The organism is Streptomyces sp. NPDC048516 (assembly GCF_043199875.1).
In the GTDB taxonomy this organism is placed as follows: domain Bacteria; phylum Actinomycetota; class Actinomycetes; order Streptomycetales; family Streptomycetaceae; genus Streptomyces.
Genome location: NZ_JBICWS010000001.1, coordinates 294,237 through 312,304, shown reverse-complemented (window position 1 = coordinate 312,304; position 18,068 = coordinate 294,237). Strand labels below are relative to the sequence as shown.

Sequence of the window (18,068 nt, the reverse complement as noted above, 5' to 3'; positions counted from 1 at the left end):
ACGGCGGGCGGGCCCGGGCATGGCTTACGCCCTGCGCCCGGGCGTGGCTTACGCCCCGGGTCCGCCCGAGCGCGACCGGGCGTCACGGCAGGTGTCACGGCGCTGCTCCTGCCGCCGCTCGCGCCCGGTGCCACGCCCGGCTCCCTGGCCACGCCCCGGCTGACGGCCGTACGCCGCCTCGTGGTCCGGATCGCGGCTCGGGTCCAGGCCCAGCATGTCCGTCAGCAACGACAGATCGTCCGCGTCCCGCGCCCGGCCGGCCAGCGCCTTCCTGGCGAGCCTGCGTTCCTCGTCACACGGCATGGCACGCGGTGCGGAGTCCTCGGCACTGCGGTGTTCCTCACTGCGGTGTTCATCGCTCACCGCTGCATTCTCGGCCGGGCCGCACGACCGTGCCCGTTGAGCGAGCCGGAGGCCGCCCGACGGCAACCACCGGGGAGGCATTACTCCATATGAGTGAACCAAGCTCCGAAAACCGGCGGCCGGCAAGGGAACCTCCCCGGCATCTTTTCCCTCTTTATGGGCACTTCCACTTGATCATCCAGTTGCGGAGTCCCTCGTGAAACGCCCCTCTGCCGTCGCGCTCGTGGCCACCCTCGTCGCTGCCAGCGCGCTGCTCGCCGGCTGCTCGGAGACCGGAAACCCGGTCGACTTCAATGCCGGCGCCCCCGGCAACGGCGCCGCGCGGGCCCGGCCCGTCGACGCGGACACCCTCATGCCGACCGGCCCCAAGAGCGATTTCCGGATCACCCGGACCCTGGACGACGGCACCCATATAGCGCGGACGACCCTGAAGGGCCCGAAATCCGGCGTCACCGGAAGCGTCTGGGTCTGGGCACCGAAGGAGTACCACGACCCGAAATACGCCAAGAGCGGATTTCCCGTGCTGATAGCCCTGCCGGGTGGCCTGGGCAGCCCGAAGGAGCCCGGCGGCGTCACGAATTACTGGGTGGGCGGCGATATCGAGCTGCAGGAGAACCTCACCCGGTGGACCGCGGAGGGCAAAAGCCTCCCGTTCATCGTGGTGATGCCGATGCTCAACCCGGACACGCAGTACCACGACGCCAGCGACATACCCGGCCGGCAGAAGATGGGGACCTGGCTGACGGACGACGTCGTCCAACTGGCCAAGGCCAATTTCCGTACGTTCAAGTCCCGCGACGGCTGGGCCTTCATGGGGTCGTCCTCGGGCGGCTTCGCCGGGCTGAAGTCCGTGCTGCACCATCCGGAGAAGTTCAAGGCGGCCATAGCCAGCGGCCCGGACATGGTGCCGGATTCGCCGTTGTGGACGGGGCACCGGGCACAGCGGGACGCCAACGATCCGGCAAAGCTCGCCCGGCGGCTGCTGCAGAAGGGCGGTCCGGACATCTACCTCGCGTTCCAGGCCGGCTCCCGGGAGCCCGCCGCCGTCACCTCCGCCATACAGCGCTTCCGCCGGACCTACGGCAAGGGCCCGATCCACACCGCCATGCAGCTGATCCCCGGTGGCCGGCACAACGCCTGGGACTACCAGAAGGGCATGGCCGCCGGTTCGATCAAGTTCATCAGCGACCGGATGAAGGCACCGGTGGCGAGCGGCCGCTGAACCGGCCGCCACGGCGGCCCGGGACGCCCCGGCACCGCCCGGCACCGCCCCGGCGCGCGGATGCAGATCACCTGGCAGGGGGTGATGCTGGAGTCGTGGGGGGACCGTGGTGAGGAGGACCACTCATGTCCATGATGGACAAGATCAAGAGCATGCTGAAGGGCCACGAAAGCCAGACGGAGAAGGGCATCGACAAGGGCGGCGACATGGTCGACGACAAGACCCAGGGCAAGTACAAGGGTCAGGTCGACACAGCCCAGGAGAAGATGCGGGACCAGTTCGGCGGGGAGGGCCAGGACCGGCCACCGCAGCCCTGAGCCCGCGGCCCCCGGCGGGCCCGCCGCACACGAGGGCCGGGACCGGCCACGCCACCCTTTGCCTTTCCCTGCGGCCGACCGGGTGAGACCCCGGGTGCCCCGTCACGCGCGTCGGCGCCCGCCCCCGGGGCTGCCTGGAACGGGCGCCGACGACGAATCCGCCGGACCTACGCCAGACGGATCTTCTCCGCCTGGGGGCCCTTGTGGCCCTGGGTGACCTCGAAGGTCACCTTCTGGCCTTCCTGCAGCTCGCGGAAGCCCGTGGCGTCGATGTTGGAGTAGTGCGCGAAGACGTCGGCACCGCCGCCGTCCTGCGCGATAAAGCCGAAGCCCTTCTCCGAGTTGAACCACTTCACCGTGCCGGACGCCATATCCGTCTCCTTCGTTCAAGGGGGCTCGAATCGGGTTCCGCGTGCTGCGGACCCCGGAGGTGATCGCCCTGGTCCGGAGACGCGCTACACAGCAAGGACGCCCGTGAATGCGACACGGGCGCCCGGCACTTCGGAACCACGACAGCTGATCTGGACGCTACACCGAGCAGCGCCCGGCAGGCCGCACAACCGTGGCGGACGCGTCGCCCTTCACCGGGCAAGGCCATCGTGCGTCCTCCGTATCCCTGACCGATCGGATGGATGTACGACACCCGGCGGCGTGCGGAACGGACTCATCCGGACTGACCGCCCCCGCTCTCGGACGGCTTGCGACGGCGCCGCCACAGAGCGGTGCCGAGCGCGGCGAGGGCGATGACCCCGACGGCTCCGGCGGCGGAGACGAACCACCAATGCCGTGCCTCGGTGCCGGCGTCCGTCTGCGCCACGACCGCCGACTTGTGCAGCGGCACGACGGACCGCGAGTGGTGCGCGACGGGCTGCGACACGCCGGTGGCCCCACGGGGCTCCAGAGCGGGCAGCACGCCGACCGCCGCCGCCCGGGGAGCCGCCTCGAATCCCCAGTCCAGCAGGTCCCGGGCCTCCTCGTAGACGGCGTTCCGGCTGCCGGACTGCGGGTTCATCACGGTGACCAGCAGCGTCCGGCCGTCGCGCCGGGCGGCGGCGATCAGGGTGTTTCCGGCGTGGGTCGTATAGCCGTTCTTCACCCCGATCAGGCCGTCGTACGGTTTGACGCCGTGCGAGCCGACCAGCAGCCGGTTGGTGTTCACGATGCCGAACGCGTCCGGACCGCCTTCCTCCGGCAGTTCCGTCTGTTTCGTGGCGGCGAAGTGGGCGAAGTCGGGGTCGGCCAGGCCTGCACGTCCGAAGAGCGTCAGGTCGTACGCGGACGAGAACTGGCCCGGCGTGTCGAACCCGTCGGCGGACGCCACCGTGGTGTCGCGGGCGCCGAGGCGGTCCGCCGTCGCCTGCATGTCGTCGATGGTCTTGTTCCAGCCGCCGTTCATGCCGGCCAGGGTGTGCACCGCATCGCTGCCCGAGCGGAGGAAGACCGCGTCCCACAGGTCCGCGACGCGATAGGGCAGGTCCTCCTTGAGGCCGGCCAGCGAGCTGCCCGCCTCGATACCGTCCAGGTCCCGGAGGGAGACGGTGTGTACCTCCCCCTGGGAGAACTTCGGCAGCACGGTCACGGCGAAGAGCGCCTTGAGGGTGCTGGCGGGTGGCAGGGGCCGGTGGGCGTCCTTGGCCGCGAGGACCTTGCCGCTCGCCATGTCCGTCACCATCCATGACAGGGCGGAGACGTCCGGTGGCTCCGGCACGTCCGGCCGGGGCAGGAACTGCACGCCCCGGCCGTCCAGCCGGCTCTCGGCACGGACCGGATCGGCCACGTGCGCGGCGGCCCGCAGGTCGTCGATGCCATGGGGGCCATCGGCGGCCGCCGGGACGGGCACGGCCAGCAGGCTCACGGCACAAACGGTGGCTGCGGTAACGACTCTGACGGGGACCCAACTCGCGCTCGACATGTGGCCCACGCTAAAAACGACCCCGGCCGCGCGCTGGCTGGCCTACGCCATCCGATGTGCGAGCGCCCCGACTGCCGTACGCAGCACGCCGACTGCCCTGCGGGGACACGCCGACTGCCGTACGTGGACACGCCGGGACCGGCGGAAAGACCGCCGCCGGCCCCGGGCCCGGCCGACCGGCCGACCGGCCGGATGCGGTCTACCAGATCCCCTCGACCCACTCCGGGTGGTCGATGAACGGGTTCCGGTTGTGCTGGTACTTGTCGAAGATCACCTGGTTGCGGTGCTTCTCGAAGGAGTCCGGCGGGTCCTGCTTGCTCCACTGCTTCAGGACGGAGAGCCGTCCGATGTGCGGCTGGGTGCCGTTGTCGACCTTGTCGTTGGGCTCCAGGTCGGCGAAGCCGTCGCCGCCGTCGTAGCGGACGGCCATATAGAGGATCATGCGGGCGACATCGCCCTTGACCGCGTCACGGGGCTCGAAGGAGTCGTCGTCGGTGCGGCTGCCCGGCGCCCCTTCCACCTCCGTTCCGCCGTTGTCGAAGTCCTTGTCGCCGCGCTCGCTGTTGACGGACACGTCCGCAGGTCGCAGGTGGTGGAGGTCGGTTCCCGGACCGGTGTCGGTACCGAAGTCACCGTGGGACTTCGCCCAGACGTGCTCGCGGTTCCAGTCGTCGGGATTGCCGCCGTGGGCGTCCTTGCTCTGCGACCGGCCGCTGTACAGCAAAATGACGTTCGCGCTGTTGCCGGGGTCCTGGTCGGTGTCCTTGAGGGCGTCCCAAACCTGGTCGTACGTCAGTTTTCCGGTTTGGGTGGTGCTGATGATCCGGTGCAGCGAATCCTTGAGCGCCTGACCGGTCTTGCCGACGGCGTCTTTGTAGTAGTCGTCGTCATAGGACGTGTCGTCATACGACGCGGCATCAGCTGCGCCGGCGGATATGGACGAGTGCTGGGTGGCGGACGCGGCAGCGGCACGGTGGGGTGCGGCCGGAGCGGCCGTCGCACCGGCCGGGATCTGTCCGACCGCCACCGTCAGTACCGTTCCGGCGGCGATGGCCAGGGCGGCGCTCCGGGCCCGGCGGTTCACGCGGGTGTTGTCCACGAAGGGTGTCCTTTCCCCGAATTGTGGCGCCGAGTCGCGAAAGTGTGGGGCACGACCGGCACCGGCCGTTGGGAAATACGGCCGCAGGCAGCTTTCCACCGCGGTAATCACCACGGTGTGAACATCAGAGGGAGAGTTACTTTTCCCACACCGTGACAACCGAAGAATTCCGCCGAAAATGCCATTCCGCCGCGGATGGCCGATTCCTCGTCAGAAGTACGGCACCCGGGCCGCTTTCCGGCGGCCATCGTGGTGATGACGTCGTAGCCCCGAGAGGGGACGGCGCTCCTTGGGCCCATCGGGTGAACCCTCGTCTCACCCGCAACCGGACGGGCACCGTCCGGCTTCCGAAGAACTGACACCGTCTTCGCCGAAAGCCGGTGAACCCTTCGGACCGCGAGTTGTGGAGGCCGCCATGTCGCCTTTCCGCCCCACTCCCCCGCCGTACGGCGCGACGCCGGACTATGTGCTCGCTCCCCCGCGCCCCGAGGAGCGCCTCGGCGCGCCCGCGTCCCCGCACGAACCGCCGCACCCGTCCGCCTCCGCCACACACCCCTTTCTCCCGCCGCCCCGCCCGGAGGACCGGCTGCCCTTCGAGCCGCCGCAGCCGTACGGCCTGTCCGCTCCCCCGCGTCCCGAGCAGCAGCGGCAAGGGCCGGTGGCGATGCCCGGTCACCGGCGGCTGGACCTCCACGCCGCCTTGACCGCGGCCGGTGTCGCTCCGGCGGACGGGGACCTGGCCGCCCTGGCAGAGATCGCGAGCCTGGGTGAGACCACCGTCGGTACCGTCATCGGCTGGCTGGCGGCCGCCGCGCAGACGTCCTGGCCGCGGTCGCGCGCGGTGTGAGGGAGCCCGCCGACCAGGTCACCGCAGACCCGGTCCACCGCAGCCCGGTGACCGGGTCACCGCAGCCCGGGCAGGCTGCGCAGCTCACCGATCTTCAGCGCGCGGGCCAGGGCCAGGAAGATCAGTGCCATGCAGAGACCGCCGGCGGCCAGCCCCAGTACGGGGGTCCAGGCCGTCGGGACGGGCACGCCGGAACAGGCCCGGGCCGCAAGCCAGCCGACCGCCGCGGCCGTGGCGGCGGCCCCGGTCAGCTTGCCGTAGGTGCGGCACAGGCGCCGGCCGTCGAGGCGTCCGGAGAGCCGCCGGCGCAGCAGCAGCGCGGTGACCAGCAGCCCGATGCCGTACGCGACGGCGTAGGCCGCGGCCATACCGGTGACCGCCCAGCGGGCGGGCAGCAGCAGATGACACCCGGTGGCCAGGGCGATGTTGACGGCCGCGATCCAGACGGCCATCCAGAACGGCGTGCGGGTGTCCTCGAAGGCGTAGAAACCCCGCAGCAGCAGGTACTGGGCCGAGTACGGGATCAGCCCGAGCCCGAAGGCCTGCAGCATGTGCCCGGCAGGCGCGGCCGACGCCGCGTCCACACTGCCGTGCGCGAACAGGAGTTGGGCGGTCTGCGGGCCGAGCGCGAGGAAGAAGAAGGCGGCCGGCACGATGACGACGCCGCTGACGCGCAGCCCACGCGAGAGGTCACCGCGCAGGTCGTCCAGACGGTTCTCGGCGACCGCCCGGCTCATCCGCGGCAGCAGCGCCGTCACCAGCGAGACGGTGACGATCGACTGCGGCAGCGTCCAGATGAGCTGGGCGTAGCTGTAGACGCTGTATCCGACGCCTGCGGTGGGGAGTTGCTGGTCGGCGGCGACCGCGTAGTGCGTGACGACGACCATCGCGGCCAGGTTGGCCAGCACGAACAGCAGGGTCCAGCGCGCCGCCGCGATGCTCTTGCGCAGACCGGTGCCACGCCAGTCGAAACGCGGCCGGAAGCGGAAGCCGGCGGCGCGGACGAAGGGGATCAGAGCCAGGCCCTGTACGGCGATGCCACCGGTGGTGACGATGCCGAGGAAGTCGACCTGGCCGGGGCTGATGTCCTCGATGCGGTCGGGGCCCGCCAGCAGGCCGAGGTAGATCCCGAACATCGTGATCAGCACGATGTTGTTGAGGACCGGCGTCCACATCATCGCGCCGAACTTGTTCCGGGCGTTGAGGACTTGACCGAGGATGAAGAACAGACCGTAGAAGAAGAGCTGCGGCAGCAGGAACCGGGTGAACACCAGGGTGAGCTCGAAGGCGGCATGGTGGCCGGGCGTGTCCGGCGTGAAGACGGCGACGATCTGCGGCGCGGCCCAGACCGAGAGCCCCGTGCCCACCGCCAGCACGCTCAGGACGAGGGTGACCAGGCGCTGTTCATGGGCCCGGCCCCCGTCCGCGTGCTCGGCTCTGGCGCGTACCAGCTGTGGCACCAGGACCGAATTCAGTGCGCCGCCGATCAGCAGGGTGTAGATGCTCATCGGGACCATGTTGGCGGTGCTGTACGTCGTGGCGAGCAGGCCGGTGCCGAGTGCGGCCGCCTGGAGCACCTGCCGGATCATCCCCGTGCCACGGGAGACCACGGTCCCCAGCGCCATCAGGAGTGAGGAGCGCCGCAGGCCTCCGCCCTCACCTGCCCCTGGGCGTCCGCCCTCGCCTCCCCCTGTGCGCTCGTCATCCCGGTTGCTCGCGACGCCCAATGTGCCCGCGGCGTGCCGGCGCCGCCCCGGACGCGGCGCCCGTCCGTCCGGCTCCCCCTCGTTGCCGGGCTCCGGTCCCTCGCCGGCGCTCCCGTCGTCCGTCCACCGGTCCGGCAGACGGAGCGGCAGTGTGTCGTGTGGTGTGTGTGGTGTCCCCTCCAGCATGCCGCCAATCTACGTCGAACCCCGGCCGGGCCCGGGCCGGTGGTGTGCCGCGGACGCACGCGGGGATACGGCACGCGGCAGCGGCCGGGCCCGGTCGGGGTCGAGGAGCGGACCGAGCAGGTCGCCGTGGTGTGCGAGGCGGGGTGCGATCTCGTCGAAGAGGAAGGTGAGTTGCCGTGGATCGGTGCACTCGGCGATCTCGTCGCGGGTGACCGGGGCGGAGACGGTGGGGGTGGGGCGGGCACGCAGCGTGTAGGCGACGGCGGTGGTCTTGGCGGCGGCGTTCTGGGAGAAGTCGAGGAAGACCTTGCCGGGGCGCAGGGCCTTGGTCATCTTGGGCACGACAAGGTCCGGGAGGGCCGCCGCGGCCTCGATGGCGAGGGTCTTGGCGTATGCGGTGGCCCGCTCGGAGGGGGTGGGGTCGATGGGCACGATGAGGTGCAGGCCCTTGGAGCCGCTGGTCTTCGCGCACGCCTCCAGGCCGTCGGCGGCCAGCCGGTCGTACAGCCACCGCGCCACGGCGCAGCACTCCACGATGGTGGCCGGGGCGCCGGGATCCAGGTCGAGGACGAGGCGGTCCGCAATGCCCGGGGCCTGGCACTTCCACTGCGGGGTGTGCAGTTCGACGACCAGGTTCGCGGCCCAGACCAGCGAGGGGAGGTCCTGCAGCAGCACCTGCCGGGCGGGCCCGGATCTCGTATGGGGGACCTCGCAGGTCTGCACCCAGGAGGGTGTGCCGGGCGGCACGTTCTTGGTGAAGAAGCACTGGCCTTCCGGCCCGTCGGGGTAGCGCAGGAAGGAGAGCGGCCGGTCGTGGAGGTGGGCGAGCAGCGGGCCGGCGACGGTGGTGCAGTAGTGCAGGACCTCGCCCTTGGTGGTGGCGGTCTCGGCGTAGAGGACCTTGTCCAGGTTGGTCAGCGGGAGGCGCCGCCCCTCCACGTCGGTGATCGGCGACATACGATGAGAATCCCACATAAGGGATAAACGATGCGATCTATCTGGAACGGCTCCATCTCTTTCGGTCTGGTCACCATCCCCGTGAAGACCTACAGCGCCACCGACCGCACCTCGTCGGTCTCCTTCGTGCGCATTCACGACAAGGACGGTGCGCAGGTCCAATACCGGAAGATCTGTGAACTGGACGGCGAGGAGGTCCCGAACGAGGAGGTCGGCAAGGGCTATCAGGCGCCGGGCGACGAGACCGTCGTACCGATCACCGACGAGGATCTGTCCCAGCTGCCGATGCCGACCGCCAAGACGCTGTCGATCCTGTCCTTCGTCGACCCCGCCGAGATCGATCCGCTCCAGATGGACAAGGCCTACTACCTGGGCCCCAACGGAGCATCCGCCACCAAGCCGTACACCCTGCTGCGGGAGGCGCTGGAGCACCACCGGAAGGTCGCGATCGGCAAGGTGGCGATGCGGGGGCGGGAGTCGCTGGCGATGCTGCGGGCGTACGACCAGGCGATCGTGATGCATACGCTGCTGTGGCCCGATCAGATCCGGTCCGCCACCGGGGTGGCACCCGACGATGTCGGCCTCCGCGAGAACGAGCTGACGCTGGCCGAGACGCTGATGGACTCCCTGGGCGAGCTGGACCCCGCCGAACTCCACGACGACTACCGCGAGGCCGTGGAGGAGCTGGTGGCCGCCAAGGTGGAGGGCGGAGAGCCGGCCGCCCCCGCCGCATCGGGCACCTCCGGCGCTCAGGTCATCGATCTCACGGCGGCCCTGGAGAAGAGCGTGCGGGCGGCGCAGGGCGGCGGGGAGTCCGGCGCCCGGGCGGAGTCGGCGTCCGTGACCTCCCTACGGGGGCGGAAGCCGGCGAAGAAGAGCGAGGCCGGGCCGCGCGCCTCCGGGCCCAGCCGCACTCCGGCGAAGCAGGCGGCGAAGAAGACCAGCTCCGGTCCGGCCAGCGCGAAGAAGACCACCGGCAAAAAGACGGCCGCGGCGAAGACCTCCGGCGGACGGACCAAGGCCGCTTCGCCGGCCAAGAAGACCGGCACGAGCGCCCGCGCCTCGACCGCCGGCGCCGCCACGAAGAAGGCATCGAAGAGCACCGCCAAGAAGGCGACGGGCGCGAAGACGGGCCGGAAGACAGGCTGACGGCCGTCGGGCCACCGCACGCAGGGCGCCCGTTCTAGAGTCTTGGTATGGCTTCAGACGAGGGGACCACCCGCATCGACAGCTGGATCTGGTCGGTACGGCTCACCAAGACACGGTCGCTGGCCGCGGCGGCCTGCCGCGCGGGACACGTACGGGTCAACGGCGAACGGGTGAAGCCGGCCCATGCGGTGCGCAACGGCGACGAGGTACGGCTGCGGCACGCGGGCCGGGAGCGGATCGTGGTCGTCTCACGGCTGGTGCGCAAGCGGGTGGGCGCGGCCGTTGCCGCCGAGTGCTTCGTCGACAACAGCCCGCCGGCCCCGCCGCGCGAGGAGGTTCCGGTCATCGCACTGCGCGAACGCGGCACCGGACGGCCCACCAAGCGCGACCGCCGCGAGATCGACCAACTGCGCGGGCTCTGAACCGGGCAGCGACTACGCCGACGGCAGAGCGTCGAGGTAGACCCACTGGCCGTTCTCACGGACGAAGCGGCTGTGCTCGTACTGGCTGTCGGCGTGGCCGTGCAGGGTGAAGTGGGCACGGAATTCCACGGTGCCCTCGGTGTGGAAGGCGCTGCCACCGGTGGTGCCGAGGATGTCCAGGCCGCTCCAGCGCTGGGCCGGATCGAGTTCGAGACCGCCGGGGCGGGTCGTCGGGTGCCAGGTGCGCAGCAGGTATCCGGTGTCACCGACGGCAAAGGCGCTGTAGCGCGAGCGCATCAGACGCTCCGCGGTCGGGGCGGTGGCGCTCCCCTGATGAAAGGGGGCGCAGCAGTCGCCGTAGGCCCCGGCGCGTCCGCACGGGCACGGCGAGGCGGCGGTGACAGCGCCGGCGGGGCGGCCCGGCGCGCTCTTCGGCCTGCCGGACCTGCTCGGCTTCTTCGACTTGATCGGCTTGTTCGGCTTCGACACCCCACGATTGTGCCGGTCGGCCCGCCAGGACCGTGACGCGCCCAGCACACGCCGGAGCGGCACGCCCTGGAGCTGCACCCATTTGGGGAATTCCCACGACAAATCACTCATTTGCAGCTTTTCGTGGCTTGATACGTACTGTGAGGCTGGAAGAACTCATGGTGTCCGTCCCCACCACCCAGGAGAGAACCCCCATGATTCTGTCCATTTCCGGCGTCGTCCTGCTCGGTGTCATCGTCTTCCTCTTCTTCCGCAAAGACGGCCTGAAGTTGTCGCATGCACTGGTCTCCGCGCTCTTCGGGTTCTATCTCGCCAGCTCCGCCATCGCCCCCAGCATCAAGGCCGGCGGGGCGAGCCTGGCGAGCCTCCTCGGGGGGATCAAGATCTAGGGCTGTCCGGTCGTCATCCGCCGTCCACAGTCGTCGTCCGTTGTTCCGGAGTCGTCGTCCACCACCCGGAGTCGTCATCCGGTGCCACTCCACGGGTCCCGCCCGAACGGGCCGCACCACCTCCCGTCCGGGCGGCTCCGTAGGCAGCACGCGGCCGGCTCGCCACCCACACCGAGCCGCCTCCACGACCACTGCCACGCCCCTCACGACCACCGCCACGAGCAACAGGAGACGATGTGGCCCGTCGACCGCTGCCCCGCATCCTGACCGACAGCGCACCGCTCGCCCGCATGGCCCACAGCACCTCGCTCGCCCGCAGCCGGGAACTCGCGCGGACCGCTGCCGACAGCGCCTGTGACGTGTTCCATCCGCTGATCACCATCGGCCGTGGGCTGCGCCGGCTGGGTGCGGCAGGACGCGGACGCTGGATCGACACGCCCCGGGAGAGCCGCGGTCCGCTGGCCTTCTTCATCGGCGCGTGCGTGCTGGTCATGTGCCTGGTGCCGTACGGACCACTGCTCGCCCTGATCGCGGTGATGGGCGCGGGCGCCTGGGCGGGACGGGAGCGCACGCCCGTCGAGAACGGTCCAGGAGAGGCCGAGCGGGAGCGGCTGCAGGCGCTCTACGAGGCGCTGGTGCCCTACTTCTCCGTCGAGGGCGATCCCAGCCCCCTGTACGCGCACGACGGCGGCTGGGAGCGGGTCTTCACCGAGCACGCCTTCGACGAGAGCGGGCGGATCGAACGGCTGCAGTTGAAGTACCCGGCGTACTTCACCGACGGTGAGGACCAGTCCCGGGTCCGCATCGAGCAGGTGCTGTACGCCAAGGCGGGCCGGGGCCGCGAGTACCACTTCGGATGGGACGAGCTGGCCAATCAGCTCACCGTGACCGTGCTCGGCGCGCTGCCCGCCGATATCGCCGCGCAGCGCTTCGTCACCTCACCGGGCGAGACGGTGCTCGGGTTCACCGACGCGGACGCCGTCCAGCGGACCCTGCCGGTCACCGCCGGGGACGAGACCCGGGATGCGCCGCCGGTGGTCTGGCGTACCGGGCCGCGCTCCACCGAACCGCATCTGCTCGTCCTGGGGCAGCCGGGGACGGGCGCCACGACCCTGCTGCGCTCGATTGCGCTGCAGGCGCTGCAGCACGGCGATGTGCTGGTCATCGACGGCGGCGGCACCGGCGAGTACGGCGCTCTGTCCGGACGCCGCGGGGTACTGGGGGTGGAGAGCGGCCTTGCGGGGGCGCTGGCGACCCTGGAGTGGGCGTCCCACGAGACCGAGCGGCGGCTGATCGCGGCGAACCGCGCCCGGCAGGCCGGCCGGCCGGCGCCGGAGGACACCCGGCGGCCGCTGTGGATCCTCGCGGACCGTCCGACGGCGCTGGCCCATGTGGCGGTCGCGGAGGGCCGGGACGATCCGCAGCGGTGGCTTCAGACGCCGCTGCGGCACGGCCGGGCCGCCCGGATCACGGTGGTCGTGGCCGACCAGTTCGAGAGCGCCGAGCTGCTGAGCGAGCCCGTACGGGCGCACACCAAGGCGCGGGTGGTCCTCGGCCCCGCCACGGCGGAGGAGGTACGGGCGGTGCTCGGGGCGCCGCCGCACACCACGCCGACCGCGAGCGTGCCGCCCGGCCGCGGCTACGTGCGCCTGGGGTCCGCCCCGGTACTGCGCCTCCAGGTGCCGGCCACGCCCGATCCGCTCGACGACGCCACCGGTCAGGCGCTGCGGCAGGCCGTCCTGTCGCTGCTGCCGGAGCGTACGGTCCCGGCCGACGGGGCGGGACCGGCCACACCGGCGACCGGCGGCAGACAGGGGGACGTGGGCACCTCCGCGGATACCGGCCGACGGGTGAGCATGAGCAAGTCCGGGGACGCCGGAGATGCCGGGGACGCCGGGGACGCCGGGGACGCCGGAGATGCCGGGGACGCCGGGGACGCCGGGGACGCCGGGGACGCCGGGGACGCCGGGGACGCCGGGGACGCCGATGCGGCGGAGCCGCACCGCGACCACACGGGGATCGGCGACGCCGCGGGGGCCGAGGACACCGCGGGGGCCGACGACACCGCGGGGGCCGACGACACCGCGACGACCGGTGCGGCACCGGATGCCGGAGAGGCCGCGGCCCCCGCCGAGCTGGTGGGCGCGGTGGTGCGGGTGCGGACCGTCAAGGGTGGCGAATCCCGCGCGGTCAACGGGTCGGTGGAGGCCGTCCCCACCGAGGGGTGAGGCCTCCGAGCTCCGAGGGCGCACCCGAAGGGCCGGCCCGCTGATCAGCCGTCAGGCCACGAATGCGTGCCGCGTCTCCGTGTCCAGGGGTGCGCCCGTCGCCACCAGTCGCGCGGCGCCGGCCAGCCGGACCGCGGCCTCTTCGGCGACGGCTCCGCTGACCGTGAAAGGCAGCCGTACGAAGCCCTCGAAGGCACCGTCGACACCGAACCTCGGGCCGGAGGGCACCCGCACCCCGAGCCGCTCCCCCGCCTCCGCGATCCGGGAGCCGGAGAGTCCGCCCGTACGCGCCCAGAGGGTGAGGCCGCCGCGGGGAACGCTGAACTCCCAGTCCGGGAGGTGCCGGTGCAGCGCCTCGACGATCGCGTCGCGGTTCTCGCGGGCCTGCTCGCGGCGGATGCCGACGGCCGCTTCCCAGCCGTCGCCCTCCAGGAGCGAGGCGATGGCGAGCTGTTCGAGCACCGGGGAGCCCAGGTCGGAGTAGGCGCGGGCGGCGACCAGACTGCGGATGATGTCGGGGGCGGCACGCACCCAGCCGATCCGCATCCCGGCCCAGAACGCCTTGCTCGCCGAACCGACCGTGATCACGGCGCTGCCGGCGGGGTCGAACGCGCACACCTGACGGGGCGGTGCGGCGTCCTCGTCCAGCTGGAGTTCGGTCATGGTCTCGTCGACGACGAGCAGGGTGCCTGCCGACCGGGCGGCATCGACGAGGCGCCGGCGCTGGTCCTCGGTGGCCAGGCTGCCGGTGGGGTTGTGGAAGTCGGCGACGACATACGCCATACGGGGCGCGGCATCACGCATCACCTGACGCCAGACGGGGATGTCCCAGCCGGCCAGCTTGTCGGCGAGCGCGACCGGGACGAGCCGGGCGCCGGCGTCCCGCATCAGCTGGAGGATGTTGGCGTACGACGGGGAGTCGACGGCCACCCGCTCGCCGGGGCTCGTACACAGCCGGCAGATCGCGGCCACCGCGCCCATCGCGCCCGTGGTCACCATGATCTGCTCGGGCATGGTGGGGATCCCGCGGGCGGTGTAGCGGTCGGCGAGGGCCTGGCGGAGGACGGGCAGCCCGGCGGGGTAGTCGCCGTGGGTGTGGGCGTAGAGCGGAAGGTCGGCCATCGCGCCCTGGAAGGCGCGGGTGAGCCACGGCTCGGGAGCCGGGAGGGCGGCGCAGCCCAGGTCGATCATGGAGCCGGCGGCTTCCGGGGGCAGCGGTTCCAGGCCGCGGGTGGGCAGCGGGTTGCCGGCCGGGACGGCGGTCCAACTGCCCGAGCCGCGCCGGGACTCCAGGAACCCCTCGGCGCGCAGCGCTTCATAGGCGGCGGCGACGGTGGTGCGGCTGACGCCGAAGGCCGCGGCCAGCTCACGCTCGGCGGGCAGGCGCGCGGCAACCGGTACCCGGCCCTCCAGCACGAGCAGGCGGATGCCGTCGGCAAGGCTGCGATAGGCGGGCAACCGGCGTCCGGCAGCGGCGGGTTGGGTATCGCTCGGGGCCTGCGACCGGAGCAGCCGGGCGAGTTGGGGTGCACCCACCGCTGAAGTCCACTGAGCCATGAAGATCAGTCCACCTTCCCCGAATTGGCTCTACTTCGTGAGCCCGGACCTGCCACATGGTGTCATGCGTCGGTCCAATCCTGCCAGGAGGGGGAAAATCATGTCCATATTCAGGGAAACCGGACCAGGGAGGGGAGGGCTGCCGGCGCGCCGGCTCATCCAGCTCTTTGCGGGCCTGACGCTGTACGGCGTGAGCATGGGGCTGATGCTGCGGGCCGGGCTCGGCCTGGAGCCATGGAGCGTGCTGAACCAGGGCATATCCCGCCATACGGGACTGTCGATCGGCACGGTCACCATCGTCTCCGGTGCACTGATCCTGCTGCTGTGGATCCCGCTGCGCCAGCGTCCCGGCCTCGGCACGGTGTCCAATGTGGTGATCCTCGGGCTGGTGATGGACGCGACGCTGGCCTGGATGCCGCAGCTGCACTCGCTGACCGCGCGTATCCCGCTGCTGGCGGGCGCCGTCCTGCTCAACGGTGCAGCGACCGGCCTGTACATCTCCGCCGATTTCGGTACGGGGCCGCGCGACGGGCTGATGACCGGGCTGCACCGGCGGACCGGCCGTCCGGTGCGCCTGGTCCGGACCTGCATCGAGGTGACGGTGCTGGCCACCGGCTTTCTGCTCGGCGGGTCGGTCGGGGTCGGCACGGTGGTCTATGCGCTGGCCATCGGGCCGCTGGCGCAGTTCTTCCTGCGGCACTTCGCGATCAAGGACCGGCCCGTCAAGCCCTCCCCGGTGGTGGCCCGCGGAGGCGCTTCACCCGAGCACGCAATACTGCCGGAGTGACCCCAGCGATACGCACCCGCCACACCTATCTCGATCACCCCGTGCCGCTCCCCTTCGCCCACCGGGGCGGGGCGGCCGAGGGCCTGGAGAACACCGCCGCCGCGTTCCGCCGCGCGGTCGGCCTCGGCTACCGCTATCTGGAAACCGATGTGCATGCCACCTCGGACGGGCAGCTCGTCGCCTTCCACGACGCGACGCTCGACCGCGTCACCGACTCCCGTGGCGCGATCGGACAGCTCCCCTGGCGGGCGGTGCGACAGGCTCGCGTCGGCGGGCACGAGCCGCTGCCGCTCTTCGAGGAGCTGCTGGAGGAGTTCCCCGGGGCGCGCTGGAACGTCGACCTCAAGGCGGACGCCGCGCTCGCTCCGCTGCTCGCCCTGCTGCGCCGCACGAACGCCTGGGACCGGGTGTGCGTCGGCTCGTTCTCGGAGGCCCGGGTGGCCCGCGCCCAGCGGCTGGCCGGCCGCCGGATGGCGACCTCGCTCGGCACTCGCGGTGTGGCCGGCCTGCGGCTGCGGTCGTACGGCCGCGGGGTGCTGCCGCTGGACCGGCTGCTGGGGGCGGCGGTGCGGCGCAGCGCGGTCTGCGTCCAGGTCCCCGAGCGGCAGTTGGGCCTCCCCGTCGTGGATCCGCTCTTCCTGCGCGCCGCGCACGCGCTGGGCATGCAGGTCCACGTCTGGACGGTCAATGACGCGGACCGGATGACGGCGCTCCTGGACCTCGGCGTGGATGGCATCATGACGGACCACATCGAGACGCTGCGGACGGTGCTGACCGAGCGAGGGTGCTGGGTCTGACCGGGCGAGGATGCCGTGCCGACCGAGCGAGGGTGCGGGATCCAGGGGCGTCGCGAGCCGGACGGCAGATGCGGACGCACCCGGTTCCGGGCCCGCCGGCCGTCGTCCGCCGCCGTGAACGGGGACAGGAAGACGGGGGTGGGCATGGAGAGCACACGAGCCGTGGCCGGGGGCGCGGCCGAGGACGGGGACGAGACGGCCGCCCGGCGCCGTGAACAACGCGGCTGGTACTGGTACGACTGGGCCAACAGCGTCTATTCGACGACGGTGCTGACCGTGTTCCTGGGGCCGTATCTGACCTCGGTGGCGAAAGCCGCGGCGGACGCGGACGGCTTTGTGCACCCCCTGGGCCTCCCGGCGCGCGCGGGCTCCTTCTATGCGTACGCGGTGTCCGCGTCACTGCTGCTGTCGGTGCTGGCCATGCCGCTCGCCGGCGCGCTGGCCGACCGGACCGGCCGGAAGAAGCCGCTGCTGGGCTGCTGCGCCTACGTGGGCGCCGCGGCGACGACGGGAATGTTCTTCCTGGGCGGCGACCGCTATCTGCTGGGCGGGGCGCTGCTGGTCATCGCGAATGTCTCGTTCGTGGTGTCGATGATGCTCTACAACTCCTTCCTGCCACAGATCGCCCGGCCCGACGAACGGGACGCGGTCTCCTCCCGTGGCTGGGCATTCGGCTACGCGGCCGGGGCGCTGGTCCTGGTCGCCAACCTGGTGCTCTACGGCGCGCACGACTCCTTCGGCCTGTCCACGGGCGCCGCGGTGCGCATCTGCCTGGCGTCGGCGGGGCTGTGGTGGGGCGCGTTCTCGGTGATCCCACTGCGCCGGCTGCGCGACCGGCGGCCGGCCACCGCCCAGCAGCCCGCCGGACCCGGCGCCGCCGCGCTCGGCCAGGGATGGCAGCAGTTGCGGGAGGCACTGCGCGACATGCGCCGCCACCCCCTCACCCTCTCTTTCCTCCTCGCCTACCTCGTCTACAACGACGGCGTACAGACGGTGATCACCCAGGCCTCCGTGTACGGGTCCGAGGAGCTCGGCCTGGACCAGACGACGCTGATCGTGGCGGTCCTGCTGGTCCAGGTGCTGGCCGCGGCGGGCGCCCTGCTGATGGGACGCCTGGCCGGACGGTACGGCGCCCAGCGGACGATCCTGGGCTCCCTGGTGGCGTGGGTGCTGACGCTCGCGGCCGGCTACTTCCTGCCCGCGAAGGCGCCCGGGTGGTTCTTCGGACTGGCCGCCGGCATCGGCCTGGTCCTGGGCGGGAGCCAGGCGTTGTCCCGTTCGCTGTTCTCCCATCTGGTGCCGCGCGGCAAAGAAGCGGAATATTTTTCCGTGTACGAGATGAGCGACCGGGGCGTGAGCTGGCTGGGACCGCTGGTGTTCGGGGTGGCCTACCAGCTCACCGGGAGCTACCGGGATGCGATCGTGTCCCTGGTGGCGTTCTTTGTGATCGGATTTGTCCTGTTGGCGAGGGTGCCGGTGGGACGGGCGATCGCCGCGGCGGGAAATCCTGTACCTGACCGGATTTAGCCCCAGGGGGTGCGGGCCGGTAGTGTACGCCTTTGGCTCACCAGGCGGACCGTTACTGCGCGCTTCACTCTCGATGGCGCTGGGTGACATCTGCTGCTAGATGTGACAAACCGG

The 18,068-nt window shown here is 71.4% G+C and carries 18 protein-coding genes; 10 read left to right on the top strand and 8 right to left on the bottom strand.

Annotated elements, in window-relative coordinates:
* Positions 1 to 48: 48 nt before the first annotated feature.
* Complete coding sequence (locus ACGFR7_RS01405; RefSeq protein WP_393311709.1) at positions 49 to 363, bottom strand: hypothetical protein; 315 nt, start codon at positions 361 to 363, stop codon at positions 49 to 51.
* A gap of 196 nt (positions 364 to 559) precedes the next feature.
* Here ACGFR7_RS01405 and ACGFR7_RS01400 point away from each other — a divergent pair, with 196 nt between their 5' ends.
* Together ACGFR7_RS01400 and ACGFR7_RS01395 are read left to right on the top strand one after the other, a co-directional pair.
* Complete coding sequence (locus ACGFR7_RS01400; protein ID WP_393311707.1) at positions 560 to 1,585, top strand: alpha/beta hydrolase; 1,026 nt, start codon at positions 560 to 562, stop codon at positions 1,583 to 1,585.
* A 125-nt stretch (positions 1,586 to 1,710) separates the two neighbouring features.
* Positions 1,711 to 1,902, top strand: a complete 192-nt coding sequence (locus ACGFR7_RS01395; RefSeq protein WP_393311705.1) for an antitoxin — start codon at positions 1,711 to 1,713, stop codon at positions 1,900 to 1,902.
* Positions 1,903 to 2,069: 167 nt separating this feature from the next.
* Here the strand turns inward: ACGFR7_RS01395 and ACGFR7_RS01390 are convergent, their stop codons facing one another.
* The 3 genes from ACGFR7_RS01390 to ACGFR7_RS01380 form a co-directional block, all read right to left on the bottom strand.
* On the bottom strand, positions 2,070 to 2,273 hold the full coding sequence (locus ACGFR7_RS01390; RefSeq protein WP_006601696.1) for a cold-shock protein: 204 nt from the start codon (positions 2,271 to 2,273) through the stop codon (positions 2,070 to 2,072).
* 293 nt (positions 2,274 to 2,566) lie between these two features.
* Entirely contained in the window at positions 2,567 to 3,757 is a 1,191-nt protein-coding gene (locus tag ACGFR7_RS01385) for a D-alanyl-D-alanine carboxypeptidase family protein (protein ID WP_393311703.1), read from the bottom strand.
* 256 nt (positions 3,758 to 4,013) lie between these two features.
* Positions 4,014 to 4,913, bottom strand: coding sequence for an endonuclease I family protein (locus tag ACGFR7_RS01380; RefSeq protein ID WP_393311701.1), 900 nt, complete (start codon positions 4,911 to 4,913; stop codon positions 4,014 to 4,016).
* A 415-nt stretch (positions 4,914 to 5,328) separates the two neighbouring features.
* Between ACGFR7_RS01380 and ACGFR7_RS01375 the strand changes: the two genes are divergently transcribed.
* Positions 5,329 to 5,760 (top strand): hypothetical protein, encoded by a 432-nt coding sequence (locus tag ACGFR7_RS01375; RefSeq protein ID WP_393311699.1) that lies wholly within the window; start codon positions 5,329 to 5,331, stop codon positions 5,758 to 5,760.
* 56 nt (positions 5,761 to 5,816) lie between these two features.
* Here the strand turns inward: ACGFR7_RS01375 and murJ are convergent, their stop codons facing one another.
* Together murJ and ligD are read right to left on the bottom strand one after the other, a co-directional pair.
* Positions 5,817 to 7,385 (bottom strand): murein biosynthesis integral membrane protein MurJ, encoded by a 1,569-nt coding sequence (gene murJ / locus ACGFR7_RS01370; protein WP_393311697.1) that lies wholly within the window; start codon positions 7,383 to 7,385, stop codon positions 5,817 to 5,819.
* Between the two features lie 276 nt (positions 7,386 to 7,661).
* Positions 7,662 to 8,609 (bottom strand): non-homologous end-joining DNA ligase, encoded by a 948-nt coding sequence (gene ligD / locus ACGFR7_RS01365; protein WP_393311695.1) that lies wholly within the window; start codon positions 8,607 to 8,609, stop codon positions 7,662 to 7,664.
* Between the two features lie 30 nt (positions 8,610 to 8,639).
* Between ligD and ACGFR7_RS01360 the strand changes: the two genes are divergently transcribed.
* Positions 8,640 to 9,758, top strand: a complete 1,119-nt coding sequence (locus ACGFR7_RS01360) for a Ku protein (protein WP_393311693.1) — start codon at positions 8,640 to 8,642, stop codon at positions 9,756 to 9,758.
* Positions 9,759 to 9,805: 47 nt separating this feature from the next.
* A complete protein-coding gene (locus ACGFR7_RS01355) occupies positions 9,806 to 10,180 on the top strand; it encodes an RNA-binding S4 domain-containing protein (protein WP_393311691.1) in 375 nt (124 codons plus the stop codon).
* 12 nt (positions 10,181 to 10,192) lie between these two features.
* On the opposite strand, the gene ACGFR7_RS01350 is transcribed toward ACGFR7_RS01355, so the two are convergent.
* Positions 10,193 to 10,669 carry a YchJ family protein gene (locus ACGFR7_RS01350; protein ID WP_393311689.1) on the bottom strand — a complete coding sequence of 159 codons (477 nt, stop codon included), beginning with the start codon at positions 10,667 to 10,669 and terminating at the stop codon, positions 10,193 to 10,195.
* Positions 10,670 to 10,863: 194 nt separating this feature from the next.
* Between ACGFR7_RS01350 and ACGFR7_RS01345 the strand changes: the two genes are divergently transcribed.
* Both ACGFR7_RS01345 and ACGFR7_RS01340 read left to right on the top strand, forming a co-directional pair.
* Positions 10,864 to 11,058, top strand: a complete 195-nt coding sequence (locus ACGFR7_RS01345) for a hypothetical protein (protein WP_018092434.1) — start codon at positions 10,864 to 10,866, stop codon at positions 11,056 to 11,058.
* Between the two features lie 236 nt (positions 11,059 to 11,294).
* Entirely contained in the window at positions 11,295 to 13,286 is a 1,992-nt protein-coding gene (locus ACGFR7_RS01340; RefSeq protein WP_393311687.1) for a hypothetical protein, read from the top strand.
* 51 nt (positions 13,287 to 13,337) lie between these two features.
* Here the strand turns inward: ACGFR7_RS01340 and ACGFR7_RS01335 are convergent, their stop codons facing one another.
* Entirely contained in the window at positions 13,338 to 14,843 is a 1,506-nt protein-coding gene (locus ACGFR7_RS01335) for a PLP-dependent aminotransferase family protein (protein WP_393311685.1), read from the bottom strand.
* 100 nt (positions 14,844 to 14,943) lie between these two features.
* On the opposite strand from ACGFR7_RS01335, the gene ACGFR7_RS01330 reads away from it, so the two are divergent.
* The 3 genes from ACGFR7_RS01330 (at position 14,944) to ACGFR7_RS01320 (ending at position 17,954) form a co-directional block, all read left to right on the top strand.
* A complete protein-coding gene (locus tag ACGFR7_RS01330) occupies positions 14,944 to 15,630 on the top strand; it encodes a YitT family protein (RefSeq protein WP_393311683.1) in 687 nt (228 codons plus the stop codon).
* Positions 15,627 to 16,427, top strand: a complete 801-nt coding sequence (locus ACGFR7_RS01325; RefSeq protein WP_393311681.1) for a glycerophosphodiester phosphodiesterase family protein — start codon at positions 15,627 to 15,629, stop codon at positions 16,425 to 16,427. Before ACGFR7_RS01330 ends, ACGFR7_RS01325 begins: the two co-directional genes overlap by 4 nt.
* A gap of 144 nt (positions 16,428 to 16,571) precedes the next feature.
* Positions 16,572 to 17,954, top strand: a complete 1,383-nt coding sequence (locus ACGFR7_RS01320; RefSeq protein WP_393311679.1) for an MFS transporter — start codon at positions 16,572 to 16,574, stop codon at positions 17,952 to 17,954.
* Positions 17,955 to 18,068: the final 114 nt, after the last annotated feature.

Bases quoted from the DNA above. Each gene is read 5' to 3' on its own strand.
- murJ (WP_393311697.1), bottom strand. From the start codon at position 7,385: ATGGCGCTGGGGACCGTGGTCTCCCGTGGCACGGGGATGATCCGGCAG.
- ligD (WP_393311695.1), bottom strand. From the start codon at position 8,609: ATGTCGCCGATCACCGACGTGGAGGGGCGGCGCCTCCCGCTGACCAAC.
- ACGFR7_RS01345 (WP_018092434.1), top strand. From the start codon at position 10,864: ATGATTCTGTCCATTTCCGGCGTCGTCCTGCTCGGTGTCATCGTCTTC.
- ACGFR7_RS01335 (WP_393311685.1), bottom strand. From the start codon at position 14,843: ATGGCTCAGTGGACTTCAGCGGTGGGTGCACCCCAACTCGCCCGGCTG.
- ACGFR7_RS01320 (WP_393311679.1), top strand. From the start codon at position 16,572: ATGGAGAGCACACGAGCCGTGGCCGGGGGCGCGGCCGAGGACGGGGAC.
- ACGFR7_RS01355 (WP_393311691.1), top strand. From the start codon at position 9,806: ATGGCTTCAGACGAGGGGACCACCCGCATCGACAGCTGGATCTGGTCG.
- ACGFR7_RS01360 (WP_393311693.1), top strand. From the start codon at position 8,640: ATGCGATCTATCTGGAACGGCTCCATCTCTTTCGGTCTGGTCACCATC.
- ACGFR7_RS01375 (WP_393311699.1), top strand. From the start codon at position 5,329: ATGTCGCCTTTCCGCCCCACTCCCCCGCCGTACGGCGCGACGCCGGAC.
- ACGFR7_RS01390 (WP_006601696.1), bottom strand. From the start codon at position 2,273: ATGGCGTCCGGCACGGTGAAGTGGTTCAACTCGGAGAAGGGCTTCGGC.
- ACGFR7_RS01330 (WP_393311683.1), top strand. From the start codon at position 14,944: ATGTCCATATTCAGGGAAACCGGACCAGGGAGGGGAGGGCTGCCGGCG.
- ACGFR7_RS01395 (WP_393311705.1), top strand. From the start codon at position 1,711: ATGTCCATGATGGACAAGATCAAGAGCATGCTGAAGGGCCACGAAAGC.